Annotated in this window: 17 protein-coding genes and 1 pseudogene; 9 read left to right on the top strand and 9 right to left on the bottom strand. The window is 71.9% G+C overall.

Going from position 1 to position 17142, the window contains the following annotated elements; genetic code table 11:
- Positions 1–150 precede the first annotated feature (150 nt).
- Positions 151–1056 carry a mycothiol synthase gene (gene mshD / locus G567_RS0119380; protein ID WP_028931288.1) on the bottom strand — a complete coding sequence of 302 codons (906 nt, stop codon included), beginning with the start codon at positions 1054–1056 and terminating at the stop codon, positions 151–153.
- A 34-nt stretch (positions 1057–1090) separates the two neighbouring features.
- On the bottom strand, positions 1091–1879 hold the full coding sequence (locus tag G567_RS0119375) for a winged helix-turn-helix transcriptional regulator (RefSeq protein WP_028931287.1): 789 nt from the start codon (positions 1877–1879) through the stop codon (positions 1091–1093).
- Positions 1880–2150: 271 nt separating this feature from the next.
- Here G567_RS0119375 and G567_RS0119370 point away from each other — a divergent pair, with 271 nt between their 5' ends.
- From G567_RS0119370 to G567_RS0119355, 5 genes and pseudogenes are all read left to right on the top strand, one after another.
- Positions 2151–2951, top strand: a complete 801-nt coding sequence (locus G567_RS0119370; protein ID WP_028931286.1) for an LmeA family phospholipid-binding protein — start codon at positions 2151–2153, stop codon at positions 2949–2951.
- A 411-nt stretch (positions 2952–3362) separates the two neighbouring features.
- Positions 3363–4202 carry a sulfurtransferase gene (locus G567_RS0119365; protein ID WP_028931285.1) on the top strand — a complete coding sequence of 280 codons (840 nt, stop codon included), beginning with the start codon at positions 3363–3365 and terminating at the stop codon, positions 4200–4202.
- A pseudogene (locus tag G567_RS34405) lies at positions 4199–4368 on the top strand (DUF1416 domain-containing protein); the annotation flags it as partial. The gene G567_RS0119365 and the pseudogene G567_RS34405, both read left to right, overlap by 4 nt.
- A gap of 55 nt (positions 4369–4423) precedes the next feature.
- Positions 4424–4555, top strand: a complete 132-nt coding sequence (locus tag G567_RS36715) for a hypothetical protein (protein ID WP_261763838.1) — start codon at positions 4424–4426, stop codon at positions 4553–4555.
- Entirely contained in the window at positions 4552–5178 is a 627-nt protein-coding gene (locus G567_RS0119355) for a heme-binding beta-barrel domain-containing protein (RefSeq protein WP_028931284.1), read from the top strand. The genes G567_RS36715 and G567_RS0119355 overlap by 4 nt, the downstream gene beginning before the upstream one ends.
- 6 nt (positions 5179–5184) lie before the next feature.
- Here the strand turns inward: G567_RS0119355 and G567_RS0119350 are convergent, their stop codons facing one another.
- On the bottom strand, positions 5185–5979 hold the full coding sequence (locus tag G567_RS0119350) for a hypothetical protein (protein WP_028931283.1): 795 nt from the start codon (positions 5977–5979) through the stop codon (positions 5185–5187).
- Positions 5980–6024: 45 nt separating this feature from the next.
- A complete protein-coding gene (locus G567_RS32305; protein ID WP_028931282.1) occupies positions 6025–7242 on the bottom strand; it encodes a DivIVA domain-containing protein in 1218 nt (405 codons plus the stop codon).
- Positions 7243–7499: 257 nt separating this feature from the next.
- Between G567_RS32305 and G567_RS0119340 the strand changes: the two genes are divergently transcribed.
- Positions 7500–7937 carry a Fur family transcriptional regulator gene (locus G567_RS0119340; RefSeq protein ID WP_028931281.1) on the top strand — a complete coding sequence of 146 codons (438 nt, stop codon included), beginning with the start codon at positions 7500–7502 and terminating at the stop codon, positions 7935–7937.
- Between the two features lie 14 nt (positions 7938–7951).
- Positions 7952–9037: a CAF17-like 4Fe-4S cluster assembly/insertion protein YgfZ gene (gene ygfZ / locus G567_RS0119335; protein WP_028931280.1), complete on the top strand. Its 1086-nt coding sequence runs from the start codon at positions 7952–7954 to the stop codon at positions 9035–9037.
- 65 nt (positions 9038–9102) lie between these two features.
- Here ygfZ and G567_RS0119330 read toward each other — a convergent pair whose 3' ends face one another.
- Entirely contained in the window at positions 9103–9933 is an 831-nt protein-coding gene (locus G567_RS0119330) for a DUF8083 family protein (protein ID WP_028931279.1), read from the bottom strand.
- 175 nt (positions 9934–10108) lie between these two features.
- Here G567_RS0119330 and G567_RS0119325 point away from each other — a divergent pair, with 175 nt between their 5' ends.
- Positions 10109–10318 carry a DUF3073 domain-containing protein gene (locus tag G567_RS0119325; protein WP_028931278.1) on the top strand — a complete coding sequence of 70 codons (210 nt, stop codon included), beginning with the start codon at positions 10109–10111 and terminating at the stop codon, positions 10316–10318.
- Between the two features lie 30 nt (positions 10319–10348).
- Here G567_RS0119325 and G567_RS0119320 read toward each other — a convergent pair whose 3' ends face one another.
- Positions 10349–11101, bottom strand: coding sequence for a sulfite exporter TauE/SafE family protein (locus G567_RS0119320; RefSeq protein ID WP_028931277.1), 753 nt, complete (start codon positions 11099–11101; stop codon positions 10349–10351).
- Positions 11102–11282: 181 nt separating this feature from the next.
- Between G567_RS0119320 and G567_RS0119315 the strand changes: the two genes are divergently transcribed.
- Positions 11283–11966: an NUDIX hydrolase gene (locus G567_RS0119315; protein ID WP_028931276.1), complete on the top strand. Its 684-nt coding sequence runs from the start codon at positions 11283–11285 to the stop codon at positions 11964–11966.
- 42 nt (positions 11967–12008) lie between these two features.
- Here G567_RS0119315 and purM read toward each other — a convergent pair whose 3' ends face one another.
- From purM to G567_RS29945, 3 genes are all read right to left on the bottom strand, one after another.
- Positions 12009–13115 carry a phosphoribosylformylglycinamidine cyclo-ligase gene (gene purM / locus G567_RS0119310; protein ID WP_147201056.1) on the bottom strand — a complete coding sequence of 369 codons (1107 nt, stop codon included), beginning with the start codon at positions 13113–13115 and terminating at the stop codon, positions 12009–12011.
- An 85-nt stretch (positions 13116–13200) separates the two neighbouring features.
- Positions 13201–14760, bottom strand: a complete 1560-nt coding sequence (purF, locus tag G567_RS0119305; RefSeq protein ID WP_051233312.1) for an amidophosphoribosyltransferase — start codon at positions 14758–14760, stop codon at positions 13201–13203.
- Between the two features lie 125 nt (positions 14761–14885).
- Complete coding sequence (locus tag G567_RS29945) at positions 14886–17036, bottom strand: putative bifunctional diguanylate cyclase/phosphodiesterase (protein ID WP_051233303.1); 2151 nt, start codon at positions 17034–17036, stop codon at positions 14886–14888.
- Between the last annotated feature and the right edge of the window lie 106 nt (positions 17037–17142).

Genomic DNA, 17142 nt, shown 5'->3' with positions numbered 1-17142 from the left:
GGTAGGGAGGTTCGGTGGACGGACACCCCCCAGGAGATGAACGGGGAGTGAACTCATCACCAGTCGTGACGGATCCCACCTGGCCCGGCGGGTGGTAACCCTTTCGGGATGTGCGGGGGATGACGGGCCGAACGACCGTCGGAACAGCAATCAGCGCAGATACATCACGTCGCTGTGCCAGAGGGTGAATCCGAGGTCCGTGTACACCTTCACGGCGGCGGCGTTGTCGGCCTCGACGTAGAGCATCACCGCGTCCAGGCCCCGATCCCGGAGATGCCGCAGGCCCGCCAGTGTCAGCGCGGAACCGAGCCTGCGTCCGCGCGCTCCAGGGTCGACGCCGAGTACGTAGATCTCACCGATCGCCGGAGCCGAACCGGCGGCCGGGTGCACCTTCGTCCAGTGGAAGCCCAGCAGCCGGTCGTCGGCGTCCACGGCGAGCAGGAACCCGTCCGGGTCGAACCAGGGCTCGGCCACGCGCTGCCGGACCTGCTCGACGTCCCAGCCCCCCTGCTCGGGATGCCAGTCGAAGGCGGCGTTGTTGACCCGAAGGAACTCCGCCTCGTCACGGCCGGTCTCGAAAGCACGGACCCGCACATCATCGGAGAACTCAGCGGGCGGCAGCGGCTCGATCAGGCTGCGCCGCAACTGCCACAGCACCCGCGAGCGGGAGAAGCCGTAGCGCTCGGCGAGTCGCTGCGCCGCCGGGTGCTCGCCGTGGGCCCAGACGCGCAGCGGCGCCCCGGCCCGCTCGATCAGCACGGCGAGGAGCGCCGCCCCGATGCCGCGGCGGCGGTGGGCCGGATACACGGCCAGCTCGCCGACCCCGCCGTCGCCCACGGACCGGTCGAGCTGGGCGTAGCCGACCAGGCCGCCGTCGGGGTCCTCGGCGAGGACGTGCAGCACGTCCGCGCCCTCATGGCGCAGGTTCAGCAGGATCTGCTCCGACAACGGCGGCGTGCCGTCGGCCTCGCCGGCCGCGGCCGCGAGCGCGCGGACCGCCGCCCGGCGGTCCTCGGACAGCCGTTCCGCGACGGACAACCTCGGAGCTGCAGGCATGCGATCGACCCTACGCATCGCGCGACGCATCCGATCAGGGCAGCTCGGCCCGCGCCCCGATCGCCCATCCGGAGAGCGGACCGCCGTCGTCAGGGTCCTCGTTGTCTCCCTCGTCCGGATCGTCGGCCATCGAGCCCGCGCTGACCCCGATGCCGCTGCGGCTGGGACGCACGAACTTGTAGCCGACGTTGCGGACCGTGCCGATCATCGACTCGTGCTCGGCGCCGAGCTTGGCCCGCAGCCGTCGCACATGGACGTCGACGGTGCGGGTGCCGCCGAAGAAGTCATAACCCCAGACCTCCTGCAGCAACTGCGCTCGGGTGAACACCCGGCCTGCGTGCTGAGCCAGGTACTTGAGCAGCTCGAACTCCTTGTAGGTGAGTTCGAGCAGCCGGCCGCGCAGGCGCGCGGAGTAGGTAGCCTCGTCGATGACCAGCTCGCCGAGCACGAGCGCCCCGCCGGTCAACCCTGCACCGCTGCCCGGCCGGGACCTGAGCAGCCGCAGCCGGGCATCGACCTCGGCGGGACCGGTGGTGGGCAGCAGGATCTCGTCGACGACCCACTCCCCCGACAGCGCGACCAACCCGCCCTCGGTGAGCACCGCGATCACCGGCACCTCCATCCCGGTGCTGCCGAGCAGCCGGCAGAGGCTGCGCGCCGCTACCAGATCGGTCCGCGCATCGACCAGGACGGCGTCGTGCGGGCCCGCGTCGAGCAGCGCTGCCACGTCCGGTGCCGCGGTCCGCACGCCGTGTGGAAGCAGCGTGAGGGCCGGCAGCACCGATCCGGGATCCGGATCCGCAGTCAGCAGTAACAGTTCCACCGCTGCCTCCTCTCCCACGGGATCGACGCCGGGACGCCAGCGGACGCCGACAGGTTCGATCACGGTGGGGCGACGCTGACGCACCGCGTGTCGCCGCGGGACCTGGCCGAAGGCCCGCGCGGATCGATGCAGAATAACCGTCCGAGGACCGGCCACACGACCACAGCGGTCGCCGTCACGCGATCGCGAACCCCCGATCCGGTCCCGCACGCGGCGCTCGGGGCCCCGCGCTCTACCGTCGGGGCCACTGTGCGCCGGGCCGGAGGTCGGATTGAAACGTTTCGTCATCGCACTCGTGGTGCTGATCGGGCTGCTGGTCGCCGCCGACTACGGCGCCGCCGCCATCGCCGAGTCGACGGTGTCCCGGCAGATGCGCGAGCAGCTCGATCTGGCCGACGATCCCTCGGTGCGGATCAACGGGTTCCCGTTCCTCACCCAGGCGCTCTCCGGTGAGTACCGCAGCGTCGAGGTCACGGCGAATCGGATTCGGCTCGGGGAACTGCAGGAGGTGCAGGTCCGCGCCCACCTGCACGGCGTACAGGCACCGTTGGGCGAGCTGCTCGGCTCGGGGCCGCACACCATCCAGGTCCGCGACGCCGAAGGTACCCTGCGGATCGGCCCTGACGACATCGAGCAGTACCTCCCCGGCGTGACGAAGGTGCGCGTCGAGAACATCGACGAGAACGCGCTGAAGGACGCGGTGAAGGACGGCGGCGAACCATCGCTGACCGCGATCGACCCGGAGTACGCCGCCCGGCTCGTCGGCACGGTCAACGTCCCGCTGCTCGGCAAGCGCGACGTCTCGGTCATCGCCGTGCTGCAACTGGCCGGGCGTCAGATCCAGGTCGTTCCGCGAGACATCCGGATCGACGACGGGACCGGCGAGCGCCAGCCGCTGCCCGCCGCCGTGCAGTCCAGACTGCAGGACCTGTTCGCGCTGCGCGTCGACCCGGGAACGCTCCCCTTCGACGTCACCCCGACCAGGTTGCGCGCCCGCGACGGTACCCTGGAGATCAGCGGCACCACGTCGGACCTGAGCTTCGGGGCGGGTGCGACGACGGCCGGGAAGTGATCCTGCTGGCCGGTGCGTTCCTGCCGCGGGAGATCTTCGGTTACGCTGTCACCGTGTTCAGGCCGCTGACCCGACGTCGCGCAGTAGATCTGTGCCGCGTCGGCAGCTGCCTGTGTCGAATTCCTTGACCCCGCAGCCCGCCCGTCCGCCCTCGCTCTCCCGGCACGCGGTCCGATCACGCCGATGAGCCCCGGCGACGCGCGCTTCGCCGTCGGTGCCCGGCCGGTCCCGATCAGAGGCAATGGCCGGCGCGGGTCCGCGGTTCTCCCGTCGAACGCAGCCTCCCTCGAGCGACGCCCGGGATGGTTCCGGCTGCGTGGCGCACGCAGTGATCGTCCCTCCCCGGGCCTCGTGGAGGTCCGGCGATTCGCACACACGGAACAGCTCGCACTCAGAACAGGGAGCCATCGCATGAGCCGCCAGGACGTCCTGGTCACGACCGATTGGGCCGAGAAGAATCTCGGCACCGACGGCATCGTGTTCGTCGAGGTAGACGAGGACACCACCGCCTACGACGGGGGCCACCTACCCGGGGCAGTGAAGATCAACTGGACCACCGAGCTGCAGGACCCGGTGCGCCGCGACATCGTCGGCAAGGAACAGTTCGAGCAGCTGATGTCGGCCAAGGGCATCTCGAACGATGACCTCGTCGTGCTCTACGGTGGCAACAGCAACTGGTTCGCCGCCTACGCATACTGGGAGCTCAAGCTCTACGGGCACGACAAGGTGCGGCTGCTCGACGGCGGCCGCAAGAAATGGGAGCTCGACGGCCGGCTGCTGACCCCCGACGTGCCCGAACGCGCTGCGACCAGCTACACCGCGCGCGACGCCGACCTCTCGATCCGCGCCTTCCGCGACGAGGTCATCGACTCGATCGGCACGAAGAACCTGGTCGACGTCCGATCCCCCGACGAGTTCTCCGGCAAGCTCCTGGCTCCGGCGCATCTGCCGCAGGAGCAGGCCCAGCGTCCCGGCCATGTGACCTCCGCGATCAACGTGCCGTGGAGCAAGGCCGCCAACGACGACGGCACGTTCAAGTCCGACGAGGAGCTCACGGCCGTCTACCGCGCGGCCGGCTTCGACGAGAACAGGGCCACCATCGCCTACTGCCGGATCGGGGAGCGCTCCAGCCACACCTGGGTGGTGCTGCACGAGCTTCTCGGCCACCGCGACGTCAAGAACTACGACGGCAGCTGGGCCGAGTACGGCTCGCTGATCGGCGCGCCTATCGAGCTGGGGGCAGGCCGATGAGCTGCGGCGCGCCGGACCAGGGAGCCCGCTGCCCGCAGACATCGACCTGACCAGGCAAACCGTGCTCGTCGGCCGCGTCGTCGCCGGGGACCGGCCGGTCGGGGGCGCGTTCGTGCGACTGCTCGACGGGACCGGGGAGTTCACTGCGGAAGTCGTCTCGTCGGCCCGTTCCCCCGCCAGCCTCGACCGACGACGGTGCCGCGCGACTATGCTCCGCGGCCGTGCACTGGTTCTTCACCGGACTGCTGATCGCCACGAGCGCAGGCGTGGTCGCCTTCACCGGCTACCTGCTGCGCAGGCTGTTCACCACCGAGCCCGCCCCGACCACCATCCTGCCGGAGACCGGGCAATGACCGAGAAGGGTGAACAGGTCCGCGGCACCGTCTCCGGACCGGCCAACGCGGCCTCCGACACGGCGCAGCGCAACCGGCCCCGCTGGGACGATCTGCCGGTGCCCGACGACACCGCCAACCTGCGGGAGGGCCCCGATCTGCACGAGCAGTGCCTGGGGCTGCTGCCGCTCGTCGGCGTGTGGCGGGGGACCGGTGAGGTCGTCTACCCGACGATCGACGGACCCTTCCACTTCGGACAGCAGCTCGTGTTCGCACACGACGGGCGCCCGTTCCTCAGCTACGAGGCGACGGCCTGGCTGCTCGGCCCCGATGGCGAGGTTCTGCGTCCCGCGGCGCGCGAGACCGGCTTCTGGCGGCCGCAACCCGACGGCGCCCTCGAGGTCATGATCGCGCACGCCACCGGGATCATGGATCTGTTCTACGGCCGGGTCCGCAACCTGACGTCCTGGGAGATCGAGACCGACGCCGTGATGCGCACCGCGAGCGCCAAGGAGGTCGTCGGATCGCACCGGCTCTACGGGATCGTGGACGGCGGCGATCTCGCCTATGTCGACGAGCGGGCAATGGTGGGCCAGCCGTTGCAGCCGCATCTGTCGGCGCGGTTGCACCGCGTGGCGGGCTGAGGGCGGTCAGGTCCTCCGCGCCGCCGACGTCCCCAGCATCGCTCGCACGTCGTCGGTGGACAACCCGGACAGCCGCCCGATCTGGTCGACGTCGAGTCCGGCGTCGACCAGCCTGCGGAGCATCGAGCTGAGCGCCTCGCGCTCCTGCCGCACCGCCTCGGTGAGCTTCTCGAGCCGACCGAGCGCCCTCTGCAGGTCGACGGCCGCGCCGATGGCCCGCACCGGGTCGTCGAGCAGGACCTCCAGCAGCCGGTCGCGGATGTCGCCGCGCGGGGGCACCGCGCGCACCTCCCCGGAGGCCGCGGCGTCGTCCCGGCTCGTCGCAGTGACCCGCGTCGCCGCGCTCCGGGCCGCGAACGCCTGCGTGACGGCGTCGGCCACGGTGCCGCTCGAGCCCGCCGCGGCCGGCCGGGACGCCGGGTCGGAGGGCTGGCCATGGCCGGTCCCGTGGCGCTCCGGGTTCCCGTTCGACTCGGCCTGGCTCGACGCGTGGTCCGCAGGCACGGCCGCTTGGCGTGGCGGCGGATCGGGTTCGGCGGTCGAGGCCATCCGTTCCGCGACCGCCTCGGCCACGGTCACCGGCTGTGTCTGCCCCGTGGCGGAAGCCCGCAGAACTGGCTCCGACGGCCCGTTGGCGCCCTCACCGGTCCAATCGGTGTGGATCGGCTCCGCGACGGGCTCTGCCGCGACGTCTCGCCCGTTGCGCCGCCGGCGAGCGAGCAGGACGACCAGCGCGATGATCACCGCCGCCACCCCGGCAGCCAGCGGGATCAGCACCTCGGGGGAAATCGGCAGCTGCATGGTTCCGAACCGTACGCCGAATTACGTCACCGTGCGCTGCCAACCTCATCCGGAGCGTGACCCGGAGCCCGACCGGTCGCTCCGCGAGGACGCCGCCGAACCGGACGTCGAACCGGACCCGGACGTACCGCCGGTCCCCTTTCCTGGGCTCTCCGCATCCGCGGCCGGTTTGGGCGACGAGCCCGCTGACGTGCTGTTCTTCCCACTCGAACCGGTCGCGGCAGCACGCTGGCCGGGCCGCACCGCGCCGACGGCGACCGTCTCGTCGACCTCCGACGAGTTCTTCCCCGCCTTCTCGCCCGGCTTTTCCGCCGGACCGGACTTGGGCTCCTCGCGCTTCGCATCCGCACGATCGGAATCAGCCGATCCGGTGGTGCCCGACGGCCGCACGGCCTTCACGACGGTGGTCTTCTCGACGTCCGGCTTCGACTCGCCCGGCGCGTCCTTCCCGGGTCTCGGCGGCCCGCTCTTCTCCGCGGTGTCCTTGGCCGCGGCCGGCCGGCGGGGCACGATCGCGGTCGCGGGCTCATCGGTGCGCTCGGCCTGCGACGGATTCGCCGCGGGCCGGAACAGCTCGCCGGCCTGGGTCGGGGCCTCCTTGTGCGGCCGCATCGCGGTCGTCGCCTCGACGGCGGCACGGTCGTTCGCCGGGGCGGCCGCAGCCAGGGCGGGCCGCGAGCCGGCCGCAGCGGCATCGGGCGAGCGCCCGGGCGTCGGGCGCGGGCCGGACTGCGGGGCGCCGGCACCAGCCGACGCGGACGGGGGTGTCGCGGGCATCCGCGTGGTCGGGCTCGCCAGCAGACCCTCCAGCTGACCCCGCAGCCGGGTCAGTTCGCCGAGGACGGCGTCTCGCTGGCGCAGCAACTCGGTGAGCTCGGCCCGCGCGGCCTCCTCCTCGGCCTTGATCGACCGACGAGCCCGGCTGCGGATCTCCTCGGCCTCCTCCTCGGCGGCCTGGAGGATGCTCTGCATCCGATCGCTGAAGTCGTCGATCTTGTCGGGGGTGGCCGGCGGCGGGCCGGGGCGCGGCCGTGGCGTCGGGCGGGGACGCATGTCGCCCGGCGGCGCCGGCGGGCCGTCGACGGCCATCGGCGGTACCGCGGGGAACGGCTGGCTTCGCACCGCGTCCAGATCGGCGCGCATGCGGCCGAGCACCCGCTGCAGCCGCGCCACGTGCTCGTCGACCTGCCGCCGGTCGTAGCCGCGGAGTACGACGTCGAAGCGCGGGGTGCTCAGGAATCGATCGCCCCCGTCAGCCGTCATCGCAGATCCTCCTGAACACACAAATCCCCGCCATTTGGCCGAGGGTAGGGAGGGCGTCGCCCCCCACCAGCGTGGTTCACTCTAACGGAGCACCGCCGTCACCGAGGAATCCCCGTCCGGCGCGGACGGCCCACCTGCTCGTTCGATGCCGATTCCGAGGGTGTCTCGGTGCCGATTCCAAGTGTGCCTCGTCCGGCGCCGCTTCGCCGTGGACAGCCACCCGCCGACCGCCACCGGACCGGCCTACCATCGGGTTCGTGGACACCACGCTGCGACAGACGCTGCACCGGCGCGGCCTTCGGATGACCCCGCAGCGACAACTGGTCCTCGACGCCGTCCGCGACCTGGGACACGCGACACCCGAACAGATCTGCGCGCAGGTGCAGAGCGCCGCTCCGGCCGTCAACATCACGACCGTGTACCGGACCCTCGACCTGCTCGAACGCCTCGGCATGGTCCGGCATACCCACCTCGGCCACGGTGCGCCGACCTACTCCGAGCAGGAGCACACGCATGTGCACCTGGTCTGCCACAGCTGCGGCGCGGTCACCGAGGCCCAGACCGACCTGATGGACGACCTCGCCGCGCGGCTGCGGCGCGAATGCGATTTCGAACTCGACGTCACCCATGTCGCGTTGTCCGGGCGCTGCGGGAGATGCATCGAGCGGCCGTCCGACGAGGAGGAGCACCAGTGAGCACGTCCGAGCCCATGGAGGTCGGCCGGCCCGAGAGCGCCCCCGATCCCGACGTGGCCGTACCGGCGCACTGCGGCGACCCGCTCGCCGAGCAGCGCGCGATGGCGCGCTCGGCCGCCGTCGTCGACCGCAGCCACCGCGAAGTCCTCGCCGTCCCCGGCGCGGACCGGCTGAGCTGGCTGCATCTGCTGCTCACCCAGCACGTCAGCGAACTGCCGGCCGACACCGGCACGGAGGCGCTGGTCCTCGACGGCAACGGCCGGGTGCTGCACCACATGGCCGTCGCACACGTCGACGAGGTCGTGTGGCTCGACACCGAGCCCGGGGACGCGGGTGCGCTGCTCGACTACCTGACGAAGATGATCTTCTGGTCGAAGGTCGAGCCGCGCGACGCGACTGCGGAGCTCGCCGTACTCAGCCTCGTCGGCCCGGAGACCGCGAACGTGCTCGACGCGGCGGGCGTCCCCGCCCCGCACCGGCCGAACGAATGCGCCGCCCTGCCCGGTGACGGTTTCGTGCGACGGATGCCATGGCCCGGTTCGGACGCTGCGGACCTGCTCGTCCCGCGCGGCGAGCGCGAGGCCTGGTGGCAGCGGCTCACCGCGGCGGGAGCCCGGCCCGCGGGCACGATGGCGTTCGAGGCGCTGCGGGTCGAGGCCGTCCGGCCGCGGCTGCACCTGGACACCGACGCACGCACGATCCCGCACGAGGTCGGCTGGATCGGCCCCGCGGTGCACCTGACGAAGGGCTGCTACCGCGGCCAGGAGACCGTTGCGCGGGTGGCCAACCTCGGCCGGCCGCCGCGCCGGCTGGTGCTGCTGCACCTCGACGCCGGGGATGAGGAGCAGCCGCGCACCGGCGACCCGGTGCTGCGGGACGGGCGCGCCGTCGGCCGGGTCGGGACGGTCGTGCTGCACCACGAGCTGGGAGCGGTTGCGCTGGCGCTGGTGAAGCGCTCGGTGCCTGCTGATGCCGAGCTGGTCGCCGGAACCGACGACCGTGCAGCGCCGGCCTCGATCGACCCGGATTCGGTGCCTACCGAGGACACCACCCCGCCGCCGGGCCGCGCCGCGCAGCTGCGTGGGAGGCTGCGGGGCTGACGTCTGTTCCCCGTGGTCGGTTCGTCGCCCTGAACGCGCGGCCCAGTCGATCTCGCGCCGGTCGGTCAGCCCGCGCGCTGCTTGCCCGCCACCGCGCCCCAGAATTCCTGCAGGCGGTCGTAGCAGTCCCCGGCGGTCTCCTCGTCGCCGTCGCGCAGGGCCTGAAGGCCGCACCGCACGAGCTGCGCGGACTCGTCGGCGCGCAACGCCTCATCGTTGATCAGCTCGACCAATCCGCCGTAGTCGAGCTCGAGGACCGACGACCGGTCGAAGCGCTCGAGCCAGCGCTCCGTCTCGGCGAGCACCTCAGCGGGCCCGGTGTCGCCCAGCGCATCGCGAAGGATCTTCTCCGCGCGGATCGCCCTGGCCCGCGCCGTGCCGATCGGCACCCGCCACCACACCCGGCGTGGCCGGTCGAGCCGCAGCACCCGCTGCTCCGGATCGACCATGGCGAACCACGGCAGCGGCACGATCCAGGCCGCGGTCACGACGTGCGCGGCCCCGTCGCCGAGCTCGGCCATCGCCGCGGTGGCGCACCGCCGGGCGACGGTCTCGGAGACCGGCAGGGCGCTGGCCCGAAGCAGCGGCTCCTCGGAGTCGAGGAAGCCCAGGACGGCGGCCGCCGCGCGGGGCCGGGTGTCGAACGGGCAGATCAGCTGTTCGCCGGACGGCTCGGTGACGACGAAGACGTCGGCCCCGCGGTCGGTCGTCGGATCACCGGGCAGGAGCCGCGATCCCACCAGCGCACGCAGGCACAGTTCGCGCTCCCGCCACCCGGCCCGCTCCGGCGCGATGGCCCCGCGCGCGAGCCCTGCCCGGATGGGCGCACCGGATGGCCCCTCGAACGCGCGCATCGGTTCGTACACCCGCAGGTAGGACAGGAACGGGGCCAGCATGGCTCCGCATGATTCCAGTCAAGGGCGGTCACCGGACCGGTCGAACGTCACACCATCGATGCCACGTCGCACGGTCGGGCCCCTGCAAGGTACGGTGGGGACCAGGAGATTGACGAGATGAACGGGGCCGCCGAGACATCCGGCCGCCCCTTCCCTGTTGTAAGGGGGATCAGCCATGGGGCGCGGACGAGCCAAGGCCAAGCAGACAAAGGTGGCCCGTCAGCTCAAGTACAGCTCCCCCACCATGGATCTCGACGCACTGCAACGTGAGATCGGGAGTGGGAAAGCGGCTTCCGACGACGGGCACGCGACCGACGAGCACGCCGACGACTACGCCGACGAGTACGCCTCCTACGTGGACGAGCAGGAGGCGCGCCGGCGCTGAGCCGGCCCGTCCGACGGCGTTTCCGGAACCTCATCGCACCACCAGGGTGGTCATCGCGGCCAGCCCGACCGCGGCTATGAGCAGCCGGAACGCCGTCGGCGGTAGCCGACGGGTGAGCGCCGCACCGAGTCGGCCTCCGACCACGGCACCCGCAGCGATGAGCAGTGCTGCGGTCCAGTCGATCCGGTTCGCGAACAGTGCGAAGACAACCCCGGCGACGAGGTTGACGGTCAGTGCCATCGCGTTCTTCAACGCGTTGATCCGCTGCAGGTCTTGGGGCAGGGCCACGCCCATCAGCCCGAGCAGTATCACGCCCTGCGCGGCACCGAAGTAGCCCCCGTAGATCCCGGACGCGGTGACGCCCGCGGTCAGCCAGCGGGGTTCTCGCTCGGGCGGACCATGGGCTCCGACCCGCCGGGCGACCAGCGGCTGGGCCAGGACGAGTACCACCGCGAGGCCGATCAGAGCCGGCACCGCCGCGGCGAAGGTCCTGGTGGGCAGGGCGAGCAGCAGGCCCGCCCCGGCCAGCCCGCCGATCCCGGACGCGCCGCACAGCAGCCCGAGACGGGAGCGTTGGCCACGCAGTTCGCGCCGATAGCCGAACACCCCGGCGACGGACCCCGGCACCAGGCCGATGTTGTTTGAGACGTTCGCCACAACGGGCGGGAATCCGACCGCGAGCAGCATCGGGAACGTGATCAATGTCCCAGAGCCGACGGCCGCGTTCACCGCGCCTGCCCCGAGCCCGGCGAGGGCCACGAGCAGCGCCTGAAGCGGCGTCATCCCGGCCACGCCGTGACCGTAACGCCTCGCACGTTCTTCTAGAGCGGGTCGACGCCGCGCCGGATCGATCCGGACGAGGAGGAGCTGATCGGCCTGGTCCGGACCGCCGCCCGGTCCTGAGCGCCCGGTAGTGTCGCCCTGACGAAAATCGCTCCCCAAGTTCTCGTCAGGGTGGCAACACATGCGTGGCAACCTGTTCGCCGTCGCCGTCGATCTCGTCGTCCTCACAGTGCGTGACGGGGCGCTGTGCGGGCTGCTGGTGCAGCGCGCCGCGCCGCCATACGCCGGGTACTGGGCGTTACCCGGCGGCTTTGTCAGGCCGCGCGAGGACCTGCGCGACACCGCTGCCCGGCAGCTCGCCGAACTGACCCGGGCCGCCACGGGGGACGCCGTCACCGGGCATCTGGAGCAGCTCGCCAGCTACGCCACCCCGGATCGCGACCCGCGCGGCCGGGTGCTCAGCGTCGCCCATCTCGCGCTGCTGCCCGACCTCCCCGAGCCCGTCGCCGATCCGGAGGCCGCGGTCAGCGCGTGGCGCCCGATCGACGAGACGGCCGGGTTGGCGTTCGACCACGACCGCATCCTCGCCGACGGCGTCGAGCGGGCCAGGGCGAAGCTGGAGTACTCGACTCTGGCCGCTTCGTTCTGCCCGTCCGAGTTCACGATCAGCGAGCTTCGTCGGGTCTACGAGGCGGTCTGGCAGACCGAGATCGACCCGCGCAACTTCTCCCGCAAGGTCACCTCGACCGACGGCTTCCTGATGCCGACCGAATCGAGGGCCGCCGGCGGCCGCGGGCGCCCGGCACAGCTGTTCCGTCGCGGCCCGGCTACCGCCCTGTCTCCGCCGCTCACCCGCCTCCTGTGAGTGCGTAACAGTGTTCTAACACTGTTACGCACTCACAGGGGGTCAGAAGCGGGGATGTTCGCCGAGCAGCTGGACCCGGTCGCCAGGACCCTGGCCCCCCTCGCCCGTCGCGCGCCGCACCTCCCCCAGCACCCAGGCCGGGACGTGTCGGGCTGTCAGCACGGCCAGCGCGCGGTCGACGTCGTCCGGCGGCAGCACCGCGACCATTCCGACGCCCATGTTGAAGGTCTTCTCCATCTCCGCGCGGTCGATCCGGCCCCGCGAGGCGATCATCTTGAACACCGGCTCGGGGGTCCAGGTGCCGCGTTCGGCGACGGCGACGAGCCCGTCGGGCAGCACCCGCTCCAGGTTGCGGGCCAGCCCGCCGCCGGTGATGTGCGCGAACGTGCGCACCCCGGTCTCGGCGGCCAGCGCGAGGCAGTCACGCGCATAGATTCGGGTCGGGGCGAGCAGCTCCTCCCCGAGGCTGCGCCCGAACTCCTCGACGTGCCCGTCCAACGGCATCCGGGCGATCTCCAGGAGCACGTGCCGAGCCAGTGAATAGCCGTTGGAATGCAACCCGGAGGCGCGCATCGCGACGAGCACGTCACCGGGGCGCACCCGCTCGGGACGCAGCATCGCCTCGGCATCGACGATCCCGACGGCGGTGGCCGACAGATCGTAGCCGCCGGCCGCCATGAGCCCGGGATGTTCGGCGGTCTCCCCGCCCAGCAGCGCGCAGCCGGCCTGCTGGCAGCCCTCGGCGATGCCCCTGACGATCGTCGCGACCTGCTCGGGCACCAGTCGCTCGACCGCGATGTAATCCTGGAGGAACAACGGCTCGGCGCCGCACACCACCAGGTCGTCTACGACCATTGCGACCAGGTCGAGGCCGATCGTGTCGTGCTTGTCCATCGCCTGCGCGATGGACACCTTGGTCCCGACCCCGTCGGTGGACGCGGCCAGCACCGGCTCGGCATAGCGACCCAGCTTCGGGGCGAACAGCCCGGCGAAGCCGCCGATGCCGCCCAGGACCTCGGGCCGCGACGCCTTCTCCGCATACGGTCGGAATGCCTCGACCGCGCGCTCACCGGCCTCGATGTCGACACCTGCGGTCGCATAGCTGACCCGCGGTTCGTCGACGTTGTTGTCGGGCACGGTCGGCGGCATGGGTGCCATGATGGGTGTCTCGCTCCCGGTGGATGACGGCGCCGCGGACGGCGCACGGACGGCCCGCGCTCAGGGTCGGCCGAGCTCAGGGACGACGAAGTGCGTCCCCGGCACCGTAACCGACCGACAGCGGCCCGGCTTCGCCGGAAGTCCCCGCTGCAGCGGCGCTCGAGGTCTCGGCCGCGGCGGCTGCCACGACGGTCACCTCGCCGCCCAGCTCCTCGAGCAGGTGCTTTCCCAGCCGGGCCTCCGCGGGCAGCGGAATGGGGTAGGCCCCGTCGAAACACGCGCAGCACAACCGGCTCTTCGGCTGCTCGCTGGCCGCGATGAGCCCGTCGAGCGACAGGTATCCCAGCGTGTCGGCGCCGATGGAGCGCCGCACCCCGTCGGTGTCGAGACCGCTGGCGACCAGCTCCGCCCGGGTGGCGAAGTCGATCCCGTAGAAGCACGGCCAGCGCACCGGCGGCGAGGCGATCCGGACGTGCACCTCCAGCGCACCCGACTCGCGCAGCATCCGCACGAGCGCCCGCTGAGTGTTGCCGCGCACGATCGAGTCGTCGACGACGACGAGGCGTTTACCTCGGATGACGTCGCGCAACGGGTTGAGCTTGAGCCGGATGCCGAGCTGGCGGATGGTCTGCGAGGGCTGGATGAACGTGCGGCCGACGTAGGCGTTCTTGACCAGACCCTGCCCGTAGGGGATGCGCGACCCCTGGGCGTAGCCGATCGCGGCCGGCGTTCCCGACTCGGGAACCGGGATCACCAGATCTGCCTCGACGGGGTGTTCCTCGGCGAGCCTGCGGCCGATCTCGACCCGGGCGGCGTGCACCGAACGGCCGGCGATCGTCGTGTCCGGCCGGGCCAGATAGACGTACTCGAACACGCAGCCCTTGGGCTCCGGTACCCCGAACCGGGAGCTGCGGATACCGTCGGCATCGATCGCGAGCAGCTCGCCCGGCTCGACCTCGCGGACGATCGAGGCGCCGACGATGTCGAGCGCCGCGGTCTCGCTGGCGACTACCCAGCCCCGCTCGAGACGGCCGAGCACGAGCGGCCGGACGCCGTGCGGATCGCGGGCCGCGTAGAGGGTCTGCTCGTCGGCGAAGACCAGCGAGAACGCCCCGAGAAGCCGGGGCAGCAGCCGCATCGCGGCCTCCTCCAGCCCGGTGTCGGCGGCATCGGCCGCGAGCAGCTCGCAGATCAGATCGGAGTCGGTGGTGGCCTGGACATGACCGCCGCGGAAGCCGGCCTCATCCGACAGCGTGCCGACCTCGTCGCGCAGCTCCGCGGTGTTCACCAGGTTGCCGTTGTGGCCGAGCGCGATACCGCTGCCGGCGGCCGTGGTACGGAACGTGGGCTGCGAGTTCTCCCAGGTCGTCGAGCCCGTGGTGGAGTAGCGGGTGTGTCCGACGGCGAGGTGACCGCGCAGCGAGGACAGCGTCTGCTCGTCGAAGACCTGGCTGACCAGGCCGAGATCCTTGAACACCACCACCCGCCTGCCGTCGCAGACCGCGATGCCCGCGGCCTCCTGGCCGCGGTGCTGCAACGCGTAGAGGCCGTAGTAGGTGAGCTTCGCGACATCCTCGCCCGGGGCCCAGACGCCGAAGACACCGCACTCCTCGCGCAGCGCGTGCTCCAGCGGGATCGCGTCGGCCGACGGCGACGCATTCGGTTCGGCGTTGGGTGCAGCTGTCGTGCATTCGGTCGGGTGCACGTTCCGGCTGGAACTCAACGCACACACTCTCCTCAGCAAAAGACGGCGCGAACCCGTTACCGGATCGTACGCCGCCATAGTTCCGGGACCCACGAGGCGGGGCCTGCATCACCGAACCACCGGCCCTGACCGAGGTCGCAGCCCAGCCTGCAGAGCCGGTCCGCCTGTACCCTGGTCTCCACCCACTCGGCGGTCACCTCGAGACCGAGCGCGTGCGCCATCTCGACGAGCGCGCGCACGATACTCTGGTCCACCGGGTCCGGCAGCGGGTGACGCAGCCCGTCGATGAACGAGCCGTCGATCTTGAGCGCGTGCACCGGCAACCGGCGCAGCCAGGCCAGGCTGGAGTAGCCGGTGCCGAAATCGTCGAGGGCGAGACGGACCCCGACGGCCCGCAGCGCATCGAGCGCATCGAGCGCGACCGCCTCGTCGCCCAGCACCGCCTGCTCGGTGATCTCCAGCTGCAGCTTCTCCGCGGGCAGGCCGGTCTCGTCGAGTACCCCGATCACCTCCTGCACCCATTCGGACTCGGTGAGCTGCAGCGGCGAGACGTTCACGCTGACATACGGCGAGCCATGGCCGAGCTCCGCGCGCCACGCCGCCGCTGTGCGGCACGCCTCGGCGAGCACCCAGTGTCCGAGCGGGATGATCGCGCCGCTGCGCTCGGCGAGCTCGATGAACCGCCCCGGCCCCAGCAACCCCTGATCGGGGTGCTGCCAGCGGACGAGCGCCTCGGCCCCGCGGACCCACCTGTCGTGCAACCGGACCAGTGGCTGGAACGCCAGGTGGAACTCGGCCCTTTCCACCGCCCCGCGCAGCCCGGCCAGCAGCGCGAACCGGGCTGCCTCCCCCGCGTCGCGCTCCGGGTCGAACACCACCCGTTCCCCGCCACCGTGCGCCTTGGCCCAGGACAGCGCGACGTCGGCCGCGCGCCTGAGCTCGTCGGGGCACGCCGCCGTGGTCGCCGCCTCGGTGACGCCGACACTCGCCGACATCATGAGCGTGTGCCCGCCGAGGTGGAACGGTGCTGCCAGCGCGGCCAGCAGCCGGTCGGCGAGCCGGCAGACGTCGTCGAGGCCCTCGGGATCGACGACGAGGACGGCGAACTCGTCGCCACCGGTGCGGGTGACCAGATGTGGCCCGGCGGCCATCTGCAGCCGTCCGGCCACCGCGAGCAGCAGCTGGTCACCGATCTGGTGGCCGAGCCCGTCGTTGACCTTGGTGAAGCCGTCGATGTCGAGCGCGCAGAGCCCGACCCGGCGCGCCGCCCCCGGCAGGAAGGCCTGCCGCAGCCGCTGCTCGGTGACCACCCGGTTGGGCAGCCGGGTCAGCCGGTCCTGTGAGGACGCCTGTTCGAGGCGCGAACGCAACCGGTGCCGCTCGGAGACGTCCTGCACGACGGCGATGAGGTGGCTGGGCCTGCCGGCATCGTCGCGGACCAGCGATCCGGTGATATGCACCCAGACGACCAGCTCGTCGCCGCGCACCAACCGGACGTCGACGCCGAGGGTGTCCGGCCCGTCGTCGGCGCGCAGCCGGTGGTAGCTCTCGATGAACCCGGCCGCATCGTCGGGATGCACGAAGTCGGTCACCGGTCGGGGCAGGTCCGGCGGCGCGGACAGCCCGAACATGCGGCACAGCGCCGGGTTCATGTCCAGCACCTGGCCGTCGAGATCACCGATTCCGATCCCGACCGGGCCCTGTAGGTAGAGCGTGCGGTAGCGCAGCTCACCATCGGCCAGCACGCGCTCGAGCTGTTCCTCCGGGGGCGCCGCAAGCTGGCTGCGCTTGCGCACGGCGGCGGTGAAACCGGCGACGAGCTCGTCGAGCGCGGTGGCCAACCGGCGGGCGCCCTCGGGACCCGGCAGGTCGAGCAGCCGCTGCCCGTCGCGCCGCAGCAGCCCCAGGCTCAGCGGCAACAGGTCCTCCGGGGGCGGGGCATCGGCACCGGCGCGTCTGCCGGCCAGACCGGCATCGAGCAGCGCGGCACCGAGGGGCCGGACGGCGAGCGGCCAGAACGGTTCGGCCCGCAGCGCCACAGATAACCGACGCAGCAACGCGTCGAGGCGACGGGGCAGGCAGGTTTGGCCCGCGGCCAACAGCTCGGCCCAGCGGTCGGCCAGCTCGACGATGGGGTCGGCGCTGCCGGTGACGCGTCGCCCAGGCGGCGGCTCGAGGGGATCTGGGAGGCTGCGCACCGCGACCACGCCTCCACCTCCCATCGCCCGTTCGGCCCGCGCTGGCACCGACCGGCGCAATTTTCGACCTCGAGTCGCGGAGACGCCACCATCAGGTGGCTCGAATCATCCGATC

It is taken from the genome of Pseudonocardia asaccharolytica DSM 44247 = NBRC 16224, assembly GCF_000423625.1.
Lineage (GTDB): Bacteria > Actinomycetota > Actinomycetes > Mycobacteriales > Pseudonocardiaceae > Pseudonocardia > Pseudonocardia asaccharolytica.
Note: the sequence above shows the minus strand (reverse complement) of the source record. Positions and strands in the feature narration are given on the sequence as shown.